The organism is Streptomyces sp. ISL-12 (assembly GCF_018614415.1).
In the GTDB taxonomy this organism is placed as follows: domain Bacteria; phylum Actinomycetota; class Actinomycetes; order Streptomycetales; family Streptomycetaceae; genus Streptomyces.
Genome location: NZ_JAGGOO010000180.1, coordinates 18177 through 35522, shown reverse-complemented (window position 1 = coordinate 35522; position 17346 = coordinate 18177). Strand labels below are relative to the sequence as shown.

General features: G+C 72.5%; 15 protein-coding genes. 5 read left to right on the top strand and 10 right to left on the bottom strand.

The genetic code is table 11. From position 1 onward, the window contains the following. Window positions 1–230: 230 nt before the first annotated feature. Both J7I94_RS36175 and J7I94_RS36170 read right to left on the bottom strand, forming a co-directional pair. Complete coding sequence (locus J7I94_RS36175) at window positions 231–1985, bottom strand: BCCT family transporter (protein WP_215174330.1); 1755 nt, start codon at window positions 1983–1985, stop codon at window positions 231–233. A gap of 112 nt (window positions 1986–2097) precedes the next feature. After that, a complete protein-coding gene (locus tag J7I94_RS36170; RefSeq protein WP_215174328.1) occupies window positions 2098–2496 on the bottom strand; it encodes a glyoxalase/bleomycin resistance/extradiol dioxygenase family protein in 399 nt (132 codons plus the stop codon). Between the two features lie 104 nt (window positions 2497–2600). Between J7I94_RS36170 and J7I94_RS36165 the strand changes: the two genes are divergently transcribed. After that, the gene (locus J7I94_RS36165; RefSeq protein WP_215174326.1) at window positions 2601–3596 is read left to right on the top strand and encodes a YafY family protein; all 996 of its coding nucleotides are present in this window, start codon (window positions 2601–2603) and stop codon (window positions 3594–3596) included. A gap of 53 nt (window positions 3597–3649) precedes the next feature. Here the strand turns inward: J7I94_RS36165 and J7I94_RS36160 are convergent, their stop codons facing one another. After that, entirely contained in the window at window positions 3650–5104 is a 1455-nt protein-coding gene (locus J7I94_RS36160; protein ID WP_215174324.1) for an amino acid permease, read from the bottom strand. Between the two features lie 242 nt (window positions 5105–5346). Here J7I94_RS36160 and J7I94_RS36155 point away from each other — a divergent pair, with 242 nt between their 5' ends. Continuing rightward, the gene (locus J7I94_RS36155; protein WP_215174322.1) at window positions 5347–6129 is read left to right on the top strand and encodes a MerR family transcriptional regulator; all 783 of its coding nucleotides are present in this window, start codon (window positions 5347–5349) and stop codon (window positions 6127–6129) included. A 137-nt stretch (window positions 6130–6266) separates the two neighbouring features. On the opposite strand, the gene J7I94_RS36150 is transcribed toward J7I94_RS36155, so the two are convergent. The 6 genes from J7I94_RS36150 to J7I94_RS36125 form a co-directional block, all read right to left on the bottom strand. Then, window positions 6267–8444 carry a 3-hydroxyacyl-CoA dehydrogenase NAD-binding domain-containing protein gene (locus tag J7I94_RS36150; protein ID WP_215174320.1) on the bottom strand — a complete coding sequence of 726 codons (2178 nt, stop codon included), beginning with the start codon at window positions 8442–8444 and terminating at the stop codon, window positions 6267–6269. A 133-nt stretch (window positions 8445–8577) separates the two neighbouring features. Further along, entirely contained in the window at window positions 8578–9792 is a 1215-nt protein-coding gene (locus J7I94_RS36145) for an acetyl-CoA C-acetyltransferase (RefSeq protein WP_215174318.1), read from the bottom strand. Further along, entirely contained in the window at window positions 9789–10952 is a 1164-nt protein-coding gene (locus tag J7I94_RS36140) for a CaiB/BaiF CoA-transferase family protein (protein ID WP_215174315.1), read from the bottom strand. Before J7I94_RS36140 ends, J7I94_RS36145 begins: the two co-directional genes overlap by 4 nt. A 360-nt stretch (window positions 10953–11312) precedes the next feature. Further along, entirely contained in the window at window positions 11313–11546 is a 234-nt protein-coding gene (gene mmpA / locus J7I94_RS36135) for a morphogenic membrane protein MmpA (protein WP_251076246.1), read from the bottom strand. Between the two features lie 66 nt (window positions 11547–11612). Then, on the bottom strand, window positions 11613–12308 hold the full coding sequence (locus J7I94_RS36130; protein ID WP_215174311.1) for an endonuclease V: 696 nt from the start codon (window positions 12306–12308) through the stop codon (window positions 11613–11615). A gap of 54 nt (window positions 12309–12362) precedes the next feature. Beyond that, on the bottom strand, window positions 12363–12704 hold the full coding sequence (locus tag J7I94_RS36125) for a plasmid stabilization protein (protein WP_215174310.1): 342 nt from the start codon (window positions 12702–12704) through the stop codon (window positions 12363–12365). Window positions 12705–12997: 293 nt separating this feature from the next. On the opposite strand from J7I94_RS36125, the gene J7I94_RS36120 reads away from it, so the two are divergent. Further along, entirely contained in the window at window positions 12998–13414 is a 417-nt protein-coding gene (locus J7I94_RS36120) for an SsgA family sporulation/cell division regulator (protein ID WP_215174309.1), read from the top strand. A gap of 22 nt (window positions 13415–13436) precedes the next feature. On the opposite strand, the gene J7I94_RS36115 is transcribed toward J7I94_RS36120, so the two are convergent. Beyond that, window positions 13437–14069, bottom strand: coding sequence for a GPP34 family phosphoprotein (locus J7I94_RS36115; protein WP_215174308.1), 633 nt, complete (start codon window positions 14067–14069; stop codon window positions 13437–13439). Window positions 14070–14409: 340 nt separating this feature from the next. On the opposite strand from J7I94_RS36115, the gene J7I94_RS36110 reads away from it, so the two are divergent. Together J7I94_RS36110 and J7I94_RS36105 are read left to right on the top strand one after the other, a co-directional pair. Then, window positions 14410–16068: an ABC-F family ATP-binding cassette domain-containing protein gene (locus tag J7I94_RS36110; protein ID WP_215174307.1), complete on the top strand. Its 1659-nt coding sequence runs from the start codon at window positions 14410–14412 to the stop codon at window positions 16066–16068. Between the two features lie 228 nt (window positions 16069–16296). Then, window positions 16297–17271, top strand: coding sequence for an acyl-ACP desaturase (locus J7I94_RS36105; protein ID WP_215174306.1), 975 nt, complete (start codon window positions 16297–16299; stop codon window positions 17269–17271). Window positions 17272–17346: the final 75 nt, after the last annotated feature.

The following is a 17346-nucleotide window of genomic DNA, read 5'->3' as shown; positions in this document are numbered from 1 at the left end:
AACACAGGACAGGCGGACCCCGGCACCGGACAGCGACGGCCGGAACACAGGACAGGCGGACCCCCGGCACCGGACAGCGGTGGTGCCGCCGGGCCGGCGTGGCCGTACCCGCGGGCGGCCACCCGCCTGTCGTCGCGGGCCCGGAACGGCAGGCGGCGCGGTACCGGCGTACGGCCGCGGCCCGGCGTGCCGTCGGCGCAGGCGCCCAGGGCCGCCGGGGCCGCCCGGTGTCAGTGGTGCCGGCCGATGGGGTCGCCCTCGGTCTCCGGGCCGCGGCCCGGGCCCACCCTGATCTCGAAGTCGCCGTCGTACCTGCGGTGGCCCTCGACGACGGCCATCTCCACGGCCTCCGAGCCCATCTCACCGCGCACGATGAGCGGGTCCCGGCGCAGATCGCGCATGAGGGCCACGCACATGAAGATCATCACGATGACGAACGGGGCCGCCGCGAGGATCGTGAGGTTCTGCAGGCCGGTCAGCGCGTCGCCCTGTCCGCTGCCCACCAGGAGCATGATCGCGGCCACGGCCCCCGTGACCACGCCCCAGAAGATGACCACCAGGCGGCTCGGTTCGAGCGCGCCCCGCTGCGACAGGGTGCCCATCACGACCGACGCCGCGTCGGCGCCCGAGACGAAGAAGATGCCGACCAGGACCATCACCAGCAGGCTGGTGACCGTGGCGACGGGGTACTCCTGGAGCACGGCGAAGAGCTGGCCCTCGGGCGTGGTCTCCTCCCCCAGCCGGCCCTGTTCCTGGAGCCTCATCGACGAACCGCCGAAGATCGCGAACCAGACCAGGCTGACCGTGCTGGGCACGAGGATGACGCCGCCGACGAACTGCCGGATCGTCCGGCCCCGGCTGATCCGGGCGATGAACATGCCGACGAACGGCGTCCAGGAGATCCACCACGCCCAGTAGAAGACGGTCCAGCTCGCCAGCCAGTCGGCGACGCCCTCGCCGCCGGAGGCCTCGGTGCGGGCGGCGAGTTCGGGCAGGTCGCCGAGGTAGGAGAAGACCGAGGTGGGCAGCAGGTCCAGCACTATCACGGTGGGGCCCGCGACGAACACGAACAGGGCGAGGATCAGCGCCAGCACCATGTTGATGTTGGACAGCCACTGGATGCCCTTCTCCACACCCGAGACGGCGGACGCCACGAACGCCACCGTCAGCACCGCGATGATGGTGACCAGCAGCGCCGTGCTCACCTCGTCCAGCCAGTCCAGCTCCCGCACACCGGAGCCGATCTGCAGCGCGCCGAGCCCCAGCGAGGCCGCGGAGCCGAAGACGGTCGCGACGATCGCGAGGACGTCGATGACCCGGCCCAGGCCGCCGTTGGCGTTCTTCTCGCCGATGAGCGGGGTGAACACGGCGCTGATGGTCTGCCGCCGGCGCCTGCGGAAGGTGCTGTACGCGATGCCGAGCCCGACCACCGCGTAGATCGCCCACGGATGGAGCGTCCAGTGGAAGAGGGTGGTCGCCATGGCCGTCTCCATGCGTTCGCCGGAGTCGGCCGGGTCGGTGCCCGGCGGGGACGTCGTGTAGTGCGAGAGCGGTTCGCTGACGCCGTAGAACATCAGGCCGATGCCCATGCCGGCGCTGAACATCATCGCGACCCAGGACACCGTGCGGAACTCGGGTCCCTCGCCCTCGACGCCGAGGTGGATGCGCCCGTAGCGGCTGATCGCGAGCCAGAGGGCGAAGACGACGAAGCCCGAGGCCGCCAGCACGAACGCCCAGCCGCCGTTGTGCATCAGCCCGCCGAGCATCGCGCTGGAGGCGTCCTCCAGCGAGTCGGTGGCGACGGCGCCCCACACCACGAAGGCGAGGGTCAGGACCGCCGTGACACCGAACACGACCCGGTCGGTACGGGGCCTGTCCTGGCCGGGCAAACCCGCTTCCGACCCCGGCAGCGAGCCCTTCGGATGGAGGTCCTTGTCGTGGGGCGGGTCCTGGTGCGGATCGTGGCCGTGTTGGTCATGCGTCACAAGCGGCACCTTTCGCCGAGCGGATGGGGAAAGGGATGTTCCCCGAGTCCGGGGCCACCACACTTGACGTGGCTCTCATCCGCTCGGCGGGCCGTGCCGTGCCGGGCCGGGGTCAGCGGCCGAACCGCTCCTCGGCGGCCGGGGTGACGGGGGTGAAGAAGTTGACCAGGTTGCCGTCGGGGTCGCGGAACAGCAGCGCGCGGTTGCCCCAGGGCATCGTGGTCGGCTCGTTGACGAAGTCCTCCACGGTGCCGGCGAGGTTCTGGTACACGGCGTCCACGTCGTCGACGAGGAATTCGAGGATCACGCTGCGGTTGGCGGCCGGGTCGGCGGAGCCGGGGGCGAACAGCGGGACCGTGCGGGTGCTGCCGATCGCGAGGGTGCCGGAGGCGGTGCGCACTTCCGCGAAGTCGTCGTTCGCCCAGTCGGCGGTGGTGCCGGTGGCCTTCTCGTAGAAGGCGACGAGGCGGGCGACGTCGTCCGTGATGACGCGGACGGAGACGAAGTTCATGGGGGTCCCTCTCCTGGATGTTCTGGTCGTGCGGTGTTTCCGCGCCCCACGCTAGGAGGGATACCGGGCGGAACCCGCCCGGTATATGAGAGAGACTTTCCGGCATGCCCCGCCCGCTCGCCCGTGTGCTCGCCCTGCTGGAACTGCTGCAGTCGGGCGGCGTCCGTACCGTCGGCGAACTCGCCGGCCGGCTGGAGGTCGACGAGCGCACCGTGCGGCGCTACGTCGGCCACCTCCTCGACCTAGACGTGCCGGTGGAGTCGGTGCGGGGCCGCTACGGCGGCTACCGGCTCGCCCCCGGGTACCGGATGCCGCCGCTGATGCTGACCGAGGAGGAGGCGCTCGCCGTACTGCTCGGGCTGGTCGCGGGCCGGCGGACCGGCCTGGCCACGGCCACGGCCGCGGCGAGCGAGACGGCGGCGGCCAAGATCCGGCGCGTGCTGCCGGAGCGGACGCGGCTGCGGCTCGACTCGCTGCTCGGCTCCCTCGCCTTCACCGCACCGGCCGGCGAGGCGGCGGCCCTGGACGCCACGGTGCTGCTCTCGGTCGCCGACGCGGTCGGCCACCACCGGCCGGTCGCGGTCCGCTACACCTCCGGTGCCGGGCGGAGCAGCGAGCGCACGCTGCATCCGCACGGGCTGGTCGTCCACTCGGGGAAGCTGTACGTGACGGCCACGGAGCCCGCGACCGGCGAGGAGCGGACGTTCCGGCTGGACCGGATGAGCGGTGCGCGGGTGCTGCCCGGATCGTTCACGCCGCCCGCCGGGCTGCCCGGTCCCGCGCGGCGCCTGCTCACCGGGTTCGCCACGGCGCCGTACCGGCACGAGGTGTCCCTGCGGATCCAGGGCCCGGCGGAGCGGATCCACACCCGGCTGCCGCCCGGTGTGGCGGTGGTGACGGAACTGCCGCTCGATGACGGCGCGGATCCGGCGGCCGAGCGCTGGTGCCGGGCGGAGCTGCGCGTGGAGCGGCTGGACTGGCTGCCCGGCGTGCTGGCCGGTCTGGACCTGCCGTTCGTCGTCGAACGCCCGGACGCGCTGCGCGGCCTGGTCGAGGACCTCGCGCGTCGCCTCGGGGAGTCGGCGCGGCGTGACCCGTGAGCCGGGCGGCGGCTCACGGCCGCGCCACTACCGCGACTGCCGCACTGCTGTGACTACTGCTGTGACTGCTTCGCGGTCTCGCCGACCCGGCGGCGGACACCGAACCAGCCGGCCACCAGCATCACCGCGATGACGGGGACGAGGAGGAGGGTCCTGCGGCCGACCTCCTCGTCGTTCCACATCATCCCCAGACACGCCAGCAGGAAGACGATCGTGGCGATCTCCGTGACGGGGCTGCCGGGCAGCCGGAAGTGCGGCCGGGTGACCCGGCCTTCCTTCGCCCGCCGGACGAAGACCAGGTGGCAGAGCATGATGATCACCCAGGTGCTGATGATGCCCAGGGAGGCCACGTTCAGCACGATCTCGAAGGCCTGGGACGGCACCAGGTAGTTCAGGCCGACGCCGAGCACGCAGACCCCGCAGGTCAGCAGGATGCCGCCGTAGGGCACCTGGGTGCGGCTCATCACGCCGGTGAACTTCGGCGCGGAGCCGGACATCGCCATGGAGCGCAGGATGCGGCCGGTGGAGTACAGGCCGGAGTTCAGCGACGACATCGCGGCGGTGAGGACGACCAGGTTCATCACGTCGCCCGCGGCCGGGACGCCGACCTTGGACAGCACGGTCACGAAGGGGCTCTCGGCACCCGAGTAGAGCGAGCCGGGCAGCAGCAGGGCCAGCAGGACGACGGAACCGACGTAGAACAGGGCGACCCGCCACATGATCGAGTTCACCGCGCGCGGGACGACCTTGTGCGGCTCGGCGGTCTCGCCGGCGGCGACACCGACCAGTTCCAGGGCGGCGTACGCGAAGATCACGCCCTGCATGACCAGGATCACCGGCATCACGCCGTGCGGGAGGAAACCGCCGTGGTTGGTGATGACTGCGGTGCCCGGGGTGTAGCCGCCCACCTCGTGCTGGGTGGCCAGCAGGAAGATGCCGATCAGCATGAAGGCGACGAGGGTGGCGACCTTGACGATCGCGAACCAGAACTCCATCTCGCCGAAGATCTTCACCGAGATCAGGTTCACGGCCAGCACCACCGCGAGGGCGATCAGCGCGAGCACCCACTGCGGGATGCTGGTGAACGCGCTCCAGTAGTGCGTGTACAGGGCGATCGCCGTGATGTCGGCGATCCCGGTCGTCGACCAGTTCAGGAAGTACATCCAGCCGGCGACGTAGGCGCCCTTCTCGCCGAGGAACTCACGCGCGTACGACACGAACGAACCGGACGAGGGCCGGTGCAGCACCAGCTCCCCGAGGGCCCGCACGACGAAGAAGGCGAAGACTCCGCAGACCAGGTAGGCCACGGCGAGTGCCGGTCCGGCATCGTGCAGGCGCCCGCCGGCGCCGAGGAAGAGGCCGGTGCCGATCGCGCCGCCGATGGCGATCATGTTGATGTGGCGGGCCTTGAGGTCCTTGCTGTAGCCGGCGTCGCCCGCGTCCGCGGGCGCCTGGGCCACCTGGGGATCGTCAGCGACCTGTGCCGTGTCCACGGCGTCCTTGCTCACGGGTGGTTCCACTCTCTGGTGCGCCCGGGTGTGGTGCGCCCGGGACGTCCGTACGTGACACGGCCCGCACGCCCTCGTCGGGGTACAGGCCAAAACAGCACTTTCCCACGTCACCGGGGTCTCATGCGGTGGCTCTTGTCACAGCGCGTGACTTCTCACATGATCCGCTCCGGGTGTCCACACCTCCGGACGGGGCCCGCGGGAGGTTTCACAGTAGTGGTGAGACAGCGATACTGCTGCACATGACGACCGACACCGAAGAGCCGCGGGAACGTACCGGAGGCGACGAGGCGGACGGGGAGCCGGTCCTCACGGTCGACGAGCTGGCCGCGCGGGCGGGGGTCACGGTGCGCACGGTCCGGTTCTACGGCACCCGGGGCCTGCTGCCACCACCGGTGCTCGGTCCCCGGCGGGTGGGGCGCTACGGCCGGGAGCACCTGGAACGGCTGGAGCTGATCGAGGAACTGCAGCGCCAGGGCATGACGCTGGCGGCCATCGAACGCTATCTGGAGCGGCTGCCGCCGGACGTGAGCGCCCGGGACCTGGCCGTCCACCGGGCGGTGGTGTCCGCCTGGGCGCCGGACGCGGTGGAGACGGTCAGCCGGGAGGAGCTGGTGCGGCGGGCCGGGCGGACGCTGGCGGACGACGCCATCGAGCGGCTGGCGGCGATGGGCGTGATCCGGTCCGCCGGCGGTGACGGCTATCACGTCGACCTCGCGCTGCTCCGCCTCGGAGTGCGCCTGCTGGACATGCCGCTGTCGCAGGAGTCCCTCCTCGCCGCGCGCGAGGTGCTCCTCGGCCACTCCCGGCAGGCGGCCCGTGAGCTGTCGGAGCTGCTGCGCGGGGAGACGGCACGGCGGGACGCGCGGGACGTGCGGTCGCTCTCCGCGGACATGCAGCCCCTGGTGGTGCAGGCGCTGCTGACGGCTTTCCAGCGGTCACTGAAGGAGGAGCTGGGCGTGTGGCTCGACCGGGGCTCCCCGGGCGGTGAGGCCGACGGGTCTTTCCCGGGCGGTGAGGCGTAGGGGGCGCGCCGCACGGGCAGCGGACCGGCCGGCGGGGCGGCAGGTCGGCCGGCGGGGCACCGCGCCGGCCGACCGGACCGTGGTTCCTGATCGTGGTCGGGGTCGTGTTTCAGTGCTCGTCTTTCAGTGCTCGTCTTTCAGTGCTCGTCGGTGAAGACCTCGCCCTTCTCCGCCTTTTCCACCAGCAGCACGGGCGGCGTGAAGCGGTCGCCGTAGCGGTCGGCCAGCTCACGGGCGCGGGCCACGAAGCCGGGCAGACCTCCGTCGTAGCCGTTGATGTACTGGAGGACGCCGCCGGTCCAGCCGGGGAAGCCGATGCCGAAGATCGAGCCGATGTTGGCGTCGGCGACGGAGGTCAGCACGCCTTCCTCCAGGAGCCGGACGGTGTCCAGCGCCTCGGAGAAGAGCATGCGTTCCCGCATGTCCCGGAAGGGGATCTCGTACCCGGGCCTGGTGAAGTGCTCCCGCAGGCCCGGCCACAGCCTGCCGCGCCTGCCGTCCTCGCCGTACTCGTAGAAGCCGGCGCCGCCGCTGCGGCCGGTCCGGCCGAACTCGTCCACCATCCGGTCGACGACCGCCTCGGCGGGGTGCGGCGTCCAGGTGCCGCCGGCCTCCTCCACGGCCCGCTTCGTCTCCTGCCGGATCTTGCGGGGCAGGGTGAGCGTCAGCTCGTCCATCAGGGAGAGCACCTTGGCCGGGTAGCCGGCCTGGGCGGCGGCCTGCTCGACGGAGGCGGGCTCGATGCCCTCGCCGACCATGGCGACGCCCTCGTTGATGAAGTGGCCGATCACCCGGGAGGTGAAGAAGCCGCGGCTGTCGTTGACGACGATGGGCGTCTTCTTGATCTGCCGGACCAGGTCGAAGGCGCGGGCCAGGGCCTCGTCCCCGGTCCGCTCGCCCTTGATGATCTCCACCAGCGGCATCTTGTCGACGGGCGAGAAGAAGTGCAGCCCGATGAAGTCGGCCTGGCGCTCGACGCCCTCGGCGAGGGCGGTGATGGGGAGCGTGGAGGTGTTGGAGCAGAGCAGGGCGTCCGGCGCGACGACGTTCTCGATCTCCTGGAAGACCTTGTGCTTCAGTGACGTGTCCTCGAAGACCGCCTCGATCACCGCGTCGCAGCCGGCGAGGTCGGCGGCCTCGGCGGTGGGGGTGATGCGGGCCAGCAGCGCGTCGGCCCTCTCCTGGCTGGTGCGGCCCTTGGCGACCGCCTTGGCGCACAGTTTCTCGGAGTAGCCCTTGCCCTTGAGGGCTGCTTCCAGGGACACGTCCTTCAGGACGACCTCGATGCCCGCGCGGGCGCACGCGTAGGCGATGCCCGCGCCCATCATCCCGGCGCCGAGCACGGCGGCCTTGCGGACCTGGCGGGGCTCGATGCCGCGCGGGCGGTTGGCGCCGGAGTTGACGGCCTGGAGGTCGAAGAAGAACGCCTGGATCATGTTCTTCGAGGTCTGCCCGGCGGCCAGCTCCACGAAGTAGCGGGCCTCGATGACCTGGGCGGTCTCGAAGTCGACCTGGGCGCCCTCGACGGCGGCGGCCATGATGGCGCGCGGCGCCGGGTAGGGGGCGCCGTTCGTCTGCTTGCGCAGGTTGGCCGGGAAGGCGGGCAGGTTGGCGGCGAACTTGGGGTTGCTGGGGGTGCCGCCCGGGATGCGGTAGCCGGGCCTGTCCCAGGGCTGGGCTGACTCCGGGTGGGCGTCGATGAAGGCGCGGGCCTTGGCGAGCAGGTCGTCCGGGGTGTCGGCGACCTCGTGGACCAGGCCGTTGTCCGCCGCGCGGCGCGGGTCGTACTGGGTGCCCTGGAGCAGCACCTTCAGCAGCGCGTCGGTGATGCCGAGGAGACGGACGGTACGGACGACGCCGCCGCCTCCCGGGAGCAGGCCGAGGGTGACCTCGGGCAGGCCGATCTTGGAGCCGGGGGCGTCGAGTGCGACGCGGTGGTGGCAGGCGAGGGCGATCTCGTAGCCGCCACCGAGGGCGGCGCCGTTGATGGCGGCGACGACGGGCTTGCCGAGGGTCTCGATGCGCCGCAGGTCCCGCTTGATGGCGAGGCCCGCCTCGAACGACTCCTGGGCGTTGTCCGGGGTGACCCGGATCAGGTCGCGCAGGTCGCCGCCGGCGAAGAAGGTCTTCTTCGCGGAGGTGATGATGACGCCGCGGACGGTGTCCTTCTCGGCCTCCAAGCGGTCGGCGACCGTGGCGAGGGAGGCGCGGAACGCCTGGTTCATGGTGTTCGCGGACTGGTTCGGGTCGTCCAGGACGAGGGTGACGACGCCGGTGCGGTCCTGTTCCCAGCGGATGGTGGATTCGGTGCTCATGCGGGGGTGCTCCTGGTGATCCGTCGTTGATGCGCCGTTGGTGCGTCGTGGCTGCGCCGTTGACGCGTCGTGGATGCGCCGTTGATACGTCGTGGCTGCGCCGTTGACGCGTCGTTGCTCCGTCGGGAAGGGGTCAGACGCGTTCGACGACGGTGGCGATGCCCATGCCGCCGCCCACGCACAGGGTGGCCAGGCCGTACCGCTTGTCCTGGCGCTCCAGTTCGTCGACGAGGGTGCCGAGGATGATCGCGCCGGTGGCGCCCAGCGGGTGGCCGAGCGCGATCGCGCCGCCGTTGACGTTGACCTTGTCCAGGGACAGGCCCATGTCCTTCACGAATCGCAGCACGACCGCCGCGAACGCCTCGTTGATCTCGACCAGGTCGATGTCGTCGATGGTCAGCCCGGCCTTGGCGAGCGCCTTGCGGGTGGCGGGGGCGGGCCCGGTGAGCATGATCGTGGGTTCGGAGCCGGAGACGGCGGCGGAGACGATCCGCGCGCGCGGGGTGAGCCCGTAGCGGTCGCCGACCTCCCGGGAGCCGATGGCGACCAGGGAGGCGCCGTCCACGATGCCGGAGGAGTTGCCCGCGTGGTGGACGTGGTCGATCTTCTCCACCCAGTGGTACTTCTGCAGGGCGACGGCGTCGAAACCGCCCAGTTCGCCGATGTCCGCGAAGGACGGCTTGAGCTTCGCGAGGGAGTCGGCGGTGGTACCGGGCCGCAGGTGCTCGTCGTGGTCGAGGACGGTCAGGCCGCTGCGGTCCCGCACCGGCACGACGGACCGCTCGAAGCGGCCCTCCTTCCACGCCGTGGCCGCGCGCTCCTGGGAGAGCGCCGCGTACTCGTCGACGTCCCGCCGGGAGAAGCCCTCGACGGTGGCGATCAGGTCGGCGCCGATGCCCTGCGGCACGAAGTCGGTGGCGAGGTTGGTCATCGGGTCGTTGAACCAGGCGCCGCCGTCCGAGGCCATCGGCACCCGGGACATCGACTCGACGCCGCCCGCCAGGACCAGGTCCTCCCAGCCCGAACGCACCTTGGCGGCGGCCATGTTGACGGCCTCCAGACCCGAGGCACAGAAGCGGTTCTCCTGCACGCCGGCCACCGTGTCCGGCAGCCCGGCGGCGACGGCGGCGATCCGCGCGATGTCGGAGCCCTGGTCACCGACCGGGCCGACCACGCCGAGCACGATGTCGTCGACGGCGGCCGGGTCGAGGCCGGGGAAGCGGGAGCGGATCTCGTGGATGAGTCCGACGACCAGGTCGACGGGCTTGGTGCCGTGCAGGGCGCCGCCTGCCTTGCCGCGCCCGCGCGGGGTGCGGATCGCGTCGTACACATACGCTTCGGTGGTCACTGGTCGGCCTTTCGGTGAGGGCGGTGAGGGGGCTCGGGGCGCGGTCCGGGCAGGTCCCAGTCGCGGGCCACGGCCTCGGTGTCGGCGCCCGGCCGGGCGGGGCCGGTGCGGACGGCGGCGGGGGTCGCGGAGAAGCGGGGCGCCGGGGCCGGCTGGGTGAGGCCGCCGTGGTCGGTGAAGGTGGCGCGGGCGGCGAGGTGCGGGTGGTGCGGGGCCTCGCGCAGGGAGAGCACCGGGGCCACGCAGGCGTCGGAGTCCGCGAAGACGGCCGTCCACTCGCCCTGGGTACGGGTGCGGAAGCGGGCGGCGATCGCCGCGCGCAGTTCGTCCCAGCGGGCGAGGTCGTCGCGGGCCGGCGCCCGCTCGGGGATGCCGAGGAGCGTCATGAACTCGTCGTAGAACCGCTGTTCCAGGGCGCCGACCGCCATGTACCGGCCGTCGGACGTCTCGTACGTGCCGTAGAAGGGGCAGCCGCCGTCGAGGAGGTTGGCGCCGCGCCGGTCCTGCCAGGTGCCGGCGGCGAGCATGCCGTGGATCATCGCGGTCAGGTGGGCGGCGCCGTCCACGATGGCCGCGTCCACGACCTGCCCGGTGCCGGTGGCGCGGGCGTGGTGCAGGGCGGCCAGGACACCCACCACCAGGTAGAGGGCGCCGCCCGCGTAGTCGCCGAGCAGGTTGGCGGGGGCGGCCGGCGGGGCGTCCGTCGCGCCGGTCAGGCCGAGGGCTCCGGTGAGGGCGATGTACCCGATGTCGTGGCCGGCCCGCCGGGCGAGGGGACCGTCCTGGCCCCAGCCGGTCATCCGGCCGTAGACCAGGCGCGGGTTGCGGGCGTGGCAGGGCTCCGGGCCGACCCCGAGGCGCTCGGCCACACCGGGGCGGTACCCCTCGATCAGCACGTCGGCACGGGCGGCGAGGGCGAGGACACGGGCGGGGCCCTCGGGGTCCTTCAGGTCGACGACGACCGACCGCTTGTTGCGCCGGGTCACGTCGTACGCCGGGTCGATCGCGAGTCCGGGGCCGCCCGGGCGGTCGACCTGTACGACGTCGGCGCCGAGGTCGGCCAGGAGCATCCCGGCGAACGGGCCGGGGCCGATCCCGGCCAGCTCGACCACGCGCACGCCGGTGAGCGGACCGTGCGGGGGCGTCGTCGCCGTGGTCATCGGGTCCCCACTCTGTGACAGCAACGGTGTAACACCATCGATGCTAGGAACGGGTTCCGGCCCGCACAAGGGCCCTGCGCGCCGGATGTGAGCAAGCGCTTGGCCAAGCTTCGCCCGTCCACGCCTCCCACGCTAGCCCCGGCCACCGACAGCGGCGCGCGCAGCGCGACCGACGGGGCGCGGCTACGGCGGCGGGGCCGGCTGCCCGGGGGGCGGGCCGTGGTTCGGCGGGGCGGCGGAGCGCTGACCGGGTGACGCGGGGCGCCGGACGCCGCGCACGAGGGACATGCGCCACGAGGGCCGTTCGTCAGGAGAGCCGTAGGACCCGTGCGCACAAGGCCCCGTCACAGGACCCGTCCGTCACAGGACCCACCCGCCGATGGTCCACACCATCCCGCTCGTCCAGGCCAGCCCCGATACCACCGCGAGCGCCATCCCCGCCTTCACCGACCGCCCGACGGGCCGCCCGACGGGCCGGTCGTCGAATCGGCCGACGTCTCGGCCGACGGATCGGCCATCGCGTCGGCCATCGGATCGCTCGACGTACCGGCCGGGCCGGGCAAGGGACTTCTGGGCTCGCTGCGGGTTCGTCATGCGACCCAGCCTGCCCGGGCTCCCCGGCCGGCACATCCGTACGGATACTCAGGTACCCACCCGCGCTCAGACCGGGCAGCCGGCCTCCCGCAGTGCCCGCCGGCACAGGGCGTCCGCCCTGCGGGTGGTCTCCGGGAGGCGGTAGGCGGGGGTGAGGGCCAGCGTGTGCGCACAGGCGTTGTCCAGGCCGACGCGGTGTCCGACGGAGACGTAGACCGGTTTCACGCCGTCCCGGGTGCGCAGGGCGCGGCCGACCTCCTCGCCGTCCGCGAGCAGCGGGGACGTGCTGCCGCGCAGCGCGTCGGGACCGTCGTGGGTGAAGGCGAACGGGTTCTTGGCGACGCCGATCGTGGGCAGGCCGGTGAGGACGCCCAGGTGGCAGGCGAGGCCGAAGCGGCGCGGGTGGGCGAGGCCGTAGCCGTCGCAGACCACCAGGCCGGGCCGGCCGGGCAGGGCGTCGAGCGCGGCGAGGACGGCGGGGAGTTCGCGGAAGGCGAGCAGGCCGGGCACGTACGGGAAGGAGATCCGCCCGACGGCCGTGGCCTCGGCGACGACGGTGAGGGTCGCCGCGTCCAGGACGACGGCCGCCGCGGCGACGAGGTCGCGGGCGTCGTCGTAGGCCACGTCGACCCCGGCGACCCGGCCCGTGCCGGGCGGCGGGCCGGGTTCGTCGAGCACCAGGCGGGCGCGCAGCCGCTCCTGGACCGCGCGGGCCTGCTCCTCGGTCGCGGGCCAGCCCTCGGGAATCGGTACGGTCGTCATGGTGACCCCGAGCCTACGAGGGGCGGGGCACCCGCCACGCACCGGACCGCCGGGTCACTTGCCCAGCGCGCGCCGCAGTTCACCCTTGTTCATGTTCGAACGTCCGTGCACGTCGCGGCGCTTGGCCTCCTGGTACAGCTGGTCGTAGGTGGGCTCCTGGGAGCCCTGCCCGGACCGCTGCCCGCCGCGCTTGCCCGAGGACGCGTCCTTGCCCGAGGAGGTGCCCTTGGCCGACGTACGGCTCGCGGTCTTCGACTCGCCGGAGCGGGCGCGCTCCTTGTTCACCGTCCGGGACGCCATCTCCTTGGCCCGGCCTTCGCCGGCGCCGCGCTTCTCGGCGCTCTCCTTGATGTGCTCGTACTGCCGCTCCCGTTTGGGGCTCGATCCGCGTGGCATGTCCGGTCACGTCCTTTCACTTCAGCGAACGGATACTCACGTTACGGACAAACCCGCCACCCCGCGCGGCGTCCACCGGCTCGGTACGGCAGACGGGGTCAACGGCGGGTGAGGGCGGTGCCGTTCGGTCACAGGAGGAGAGCCGCGTCACTCGTCATCGCTCCTGTGAATGAAGGCGGTGACAGAGGTCACTCTCTTCCAGTGCACGGAGCGGCGCGTTCCGTCGTCTCATTCAATGCCCGCCCCATCCACGAGTCCGCCCGTCCGTCCCGCCGTCCCGAGGGAGCAAGGCGTTGTCCATCGTCATCGAGCAGCCCGTCGAGGCGCGCCTCGTCGCCGCCGCGCCCCGTATGCCGAGCATCCCCGCGAAGCTCCGCTACGACCGTCGAGACCCGTTCGCCGTCCGCATGACCTTCCCCGCCCCGGCCACGCTGGAGGGTGTGGACGTCTGCTGGACCTTCTCCCGTGAGCTGCTCCTGGCGGGCATGCGGGAGCCCGAGGGCCACGGCGACGTCCGGGTGCGGCCGTACGGCTACGACCGCACCGTCCTGGAGTTCCACGCCCCCGAGGGCACCGCCGTGGTCCACGTCCGCTCGGGTGAACTGCGCCGCTTCCTGGCGGCGACGAGCGAGCTGGTGCCCCTCGGTCTGGAGCACCTCCAGCTCGACCTGGACCACGACCTGGCGGAGCTGATGCGCGGCACCCGCTGACGGGCTCGCGGCGGGGGCGGGCTCAGCCGGCCGCCGTCACCGGGGCCCCGGCGGTGGCCGCGCCCACCGCCGCGCACAGCTCCCGCATGATCCACGGGACACCGGGCGCCCCCGCGCCCCGGGCGGCCAGCGCCTCGCCCCGGGCGCCGTCCGCGGGCCGGCCCACCCCGCGGACCCGCGCCGCGGCGGCCAGCACGGCGACGGCCGCGTCCTGGACCGGGACCGCGGCGACCGGCACCGGGCCGCGCAGGACGTGCCGGGTCCGCTCCCGGAGCGCGTCCACGAGGGCGGGGCTGGCCAGGGCGTACGACACGGACGGGAAGACGCCGAGCACCCGCCGCTTCTCGGCGCGCAGGCACCGCTCGGCGACCAGTTGCTCCCGTACGGCGTCGTAGGTGATCCGGGCGCGCAGCCGCACCCAGGTCCGCCAGTCGTGCGGCAGGGACTCGCGGACGAGGTCGAGGAGCCCGTCCAGGACGGGGTCCCCGGTGCGGGAGTCCAGGTCGACGGGGGTGGCGATGCCGTCGTCGTCGACGAGCAGGCCACGCCGGACGAGTTCGGCGAGGGCACCGGCCCGCACCAGGCGGTGCGGTGGCGCGCCGTCCCCCGCCAGCAGGCACAGACGGGCGGGCAGCGAGAGCGAGCCGTGGGGCACGGGTGTCTCCTTCGGGGCGGGCGGTGCGACCTCGGCGGGAATCCGGTTGACACCCCACCCGGCCTGTTCTTACGGTGTGCGGGTCTTGTTGTCGTCGATCGGAGTAGGACGTTGCTCGTCTGAGGTCCTGAGACACCGCGTCACACCGCTCAGGTGTGTGCGCCGCGTGCGACCTCGGTGTTCGAGCCGTCCCCGACGAGCAGGGCTCCTCCCACCTCCAGGGTCCTCCTCTCCCCCGGCCCGGTCCCCCGGCCCGGCCGGTCGACGACGGTCTCCGTCCCGCGGTGTCTCGATACGCGTTTGCCCCTGACCGCACCACGCAACCGCGGAGGCACACCTCATGCATATTTCCATCAGCTGTACGGCCCTCTCCTTCGCCTGGCCGGACGGCACCCCCGTCTTCCAGGACCTCGACGTCGCCTTCGGCCCCGGACGCACCGGACTCGTCGGCGTCAACGGGGCGGGCAAGTCGACCCTGCTGAAACTCGTCGCCGGACGGCTCACCCCCACCGGCGGCACCGTCCGGGTCGCCGGCGAGGTCGGCTACCTCCCGCAGAACGTCACCCTCGACACCGCGCTGCGCGTGGACGAGGTGCTCGGCATCGCCGCGCGGCGGGCCGCGCTGCACGCCATCGAGGCGGGCGACGCGGCCGAGGAGCACTTCGAGGCCCTCGGCGACGACTGGGACGTCGAGGAGCGCGCCCGCGCCGCCCTCGGCGAACTCGGCCTCGGCCACGTGGACCTCGACCGCACCGTCGGCGAGGTCTCCGGTGGCGAGTCGGTGCTGCTGCGGCTCGCCGCGCTGCTGCTGCGCCGGCCCGACGTCCTGCTGCTGGACGAGCCGACCAACAACCTCGACCTGTACGCCCGCAGACGGCTGTACGCCGCCGTCGCCTCCTGGTCCGGGGTGCTGGTCGTGGTCAGCCACGACCGCGAACTCCTCGACCTGGTCGACCAGATCGCCGACCTGCGCCGGACCGGTACCGCCGGGCGCGGCGACCCGGGCGGCGGCGAGATCGTCTGGTACGGCGGCAACTACTCCGCCTACGAGGAGGCCCTCGCCGTCGAGCAGGAGGCGGCCGAGCGCATGGTGCGGGTCGCCGAGTCGGACCTGCGCAAGCAGAAGCGCGAACTGGCCGACGCCCAGGTCAAACTGGCCCGCCGCAAGCGGTACGGCCAGAAGATGTACGAGCAGAAACGCGAACCCAAGATCGTCATGGGGGCGCGCAAGCGCGCGGCGCAGGAGTCCGCGGGCAAGCACCGCATCATGCACGAGGAGAAGCTCGCGGAGGCCCGGGAACGGCTCGACGACGCGGCGGAGGCCGTACGGGACGACGACGAGATCCGCGTCGACCTGCCGTACACGGCCGTCCCGCCGGGCCGTACGGTACTCACCCTGCGCGAGCTGGAACTGCGCTACGGCGCCCGGGTGACGGGCGGGGTCGACCTGCACGGGCCCGAGCGGATCGCGCTGGTCGGACGCAACGGCGCCGGCAAGACCACGCTGCTGCGCACCATCGCCGGGGAGTTGGCCCCGGTCGCGGGCGAGGCGACGGCGCATGTGCCGCTGCGGTTCCTGCCGCAACGGCTCGACGTGCTCGACGACGAGCTGTCCGTCGCCGAGAACGTGGCCCGGTTCGCGCCGGACGCCACCGGCAACCGGATCCGGGCGCGGCTGGCCCGCTTCCTGTTCCGGGGCGCCCGCGCCGACCAGCGGGCGGGCACCCTCTCCGGCGGCGAGCGGTTCCGGGCGGCGCTGGCCGCGCTGATGCTGGCGGAGCCCGCGCCGCAGCTGCTGATGCTGGACGAGCCGACCAACAACCTGGACATGGCGAGCGTCCGGCAGCTCACCACGGCCCTGGAGTCGTACGAGGGAGCGCTGATCGTGGCCAGCCACGACCTGCCCTTCCTGGAGTCGCTCGGCATCACGCGCTGGCTGCTGCTGGAGGAGGGAGAACTGAGGGAGACGACGGCGGAAGAGGTGGCGGAGACCGCCTGACCGGGGTTCCGGGGACGGGGTGCGGCGCCGCGGACCGGCCGGCCGGCGGCGCGCGCCCGGGCTCCGTCCCCGGGTTTTTTCCTCCTGTGCGTGAGGTACCTGAGCAGGGCCTTTACACCGCACTTAACCTACGGTCACGTAACCTACGGTGTCGTAGCCTACGATGCCGTAGGTTCCGGCACCGCTCGCCGGACCCGTCGAACAGTCACCCGTCCCCCTGGAGTTTTCGTGACGCTCACTTCCCCCCATCTCGGCAGCCCCTCCGCCTGGACCGACGCCCGGCTGCTGTACGCGCTGGAAGAAGTGGTCGAGACAGAGCTGAACCGGCATCTGCAGGTCGCCAAGGACTGGATGCCGCACGAGTACGTGCCGTGGAGCGACGGCCGTAACTTCCCCGGCCTGTTCGAGGACGGCGAGGCCTGGGAGAAGGGGCAGTCCAAGGTCACCGAGATCGGCCGGATCGCGCTGGTGGTGAACCTGCTCACCGAGGACAACCTCCCCAGCTACCACCACGAGATCGCCTCCCTCTTCGGCCGCGACGGCGCCTGGGGCACCTGGGTGCACCGCTGGACGGCGGAGGAGGGCCGGCACGGCATCGTGATGCGGGACTACCTGCTCGCCTCGCGCGCGGTCGACCCGGACAAGCTGGAAGAGTTTCGGATGGCCCACATGAGCGAGGGTTTCGAGTCGGACAACCGGCACTCGATGCTGCACTCGGTCGCCTACGTCGCCTTCCAGGAACTGGCCACCCGCATCTCGCACCGCAACACCGGCCACCAGTCCGGCGACCCGGTCTGCGACCGGATGCTGGCCCGCATCGCCACCGACGAGAACCTGCACATGGTCTTCTACCGGAACCTGCTGAAGGCGGCGTTCGAGCTGGCGCCCGACCTGACGATGCAGGCGGTACGGGACGTCGTGGTCAACTTCCGGATGCCCGGACACGGCATGCCGGGGTTCGAGCGGGCGGCGGCGCAGATGGCGATCGGCGAGGTCTACAACCTGCGCATCCACCACGACGACGTGCTCCAGCCCGTGCTGCGCTTCCTGAAGGTCATGGAGATCGACGGGCTGGGCCCGGAGGGCATGAAGGCGCAGGAGGAACTGGGCCTGTACATGGGCGGGCTGGATTCCGAGGCGTCCAAGTTCGACGAGAAGCTGGCGGCGCGCAAGGCGCGGATGGCGGCCCGCGCGGCCGGCTGACCCCGGTCGGCCACCTGGGCGACGGGGACGGGCCGTCCGGTGCCTTCGGTGCCCTCCTCCCGCACGGTCCGGCGA